The organism is Micromonospora sp. SL1-18, from assembly GCF_047921505.1.
Classification (GTDB): Bacteria; Actinomycetota; Actinomycetes; order Mycobacteriales; family Micromonosporaceae; genus Micromonospora.
In genome coordinates this window covers 1-736 of record NZ_JBLROA010000194.1, presented here as the reverse complement: position 1 = coordinate 736, position 736 = coordinate 1, and the positions used below count along the sequence as shown (strand labels likewise).

1 protein-coding gene is annotated in these 736 nt (G+C 69.3%); it reads right to left on the bottom strand.

The features are described from left to right. On the bottom strand, nt 1–736 hold a 736-nt coding region (locus ACNAW0_RS30505), incomplete at both ends, for a zinc ribbon domain-containing protein (RefSeq protein WP_416291502.1).

Below are 736 nucleotides of genomic sequence, written 5' to 3'. Positions count from 1 at the left end.
GTCCTCCCGGCTGGTCTTGGTGATGGGGGTGACGACGGCTGCGGTTTCGAGCGTGTCCACGACCGTGCGGATCACCATGGCACCGTTGGTCTTGTCGGTGACGGTCTTGGCTTGGTGGGTGAGGCCGCGGGCGGCGATGCGCCGCCAGGCCCCCTGGTCGCGGTCGCCCTGCCAGCCGCAGGACTGGTTGGGGCAGATGGCCCATTTCCATCCCGCCACGGTGGGCTTGTCGGGGGCTTTGCAGTGTCGTAGCGGGGTGAGGCACTGTGGGCAGTGTTTGGAGGTGTTGCGGGCGGGGACGGTGACCACAGCGACACCGTGCTCGGCGGCGAGGTGCCGTATCCGGTCGCTGATCTTTCCGCGGACCTGCTGGGACAGGCGGGTGTTCAGGCTACGGCCCATCCCCTGCGCTTGCATCGACCGCAGATCTTCCAGGTAGATGACGCTCGCCCTGGCGGCGATTGCCTGGTCGACCGTCCAGCGGGCGGCGGCCCAGGCGAGGGCGTCGTTCAGGTTCTGGCGGCGGGCGGACACATGGCGGATCTCGTCGCGCAGCACCGTATGTTTGCCGGCGAGGTCGTGCTGCTGGTCACCGCCGATGAGCCGCTGATAGTGGTCGGCCTTGGCATGCAGCCGCTCACCGTGGCGGCGCAGGCGGTGCTGCTTGGCCAGGACACCGGCGGCGCGGAACTGGCCACCAGCCCCCAACGCGATGATCCGGCCGTCCTCCCGTAGC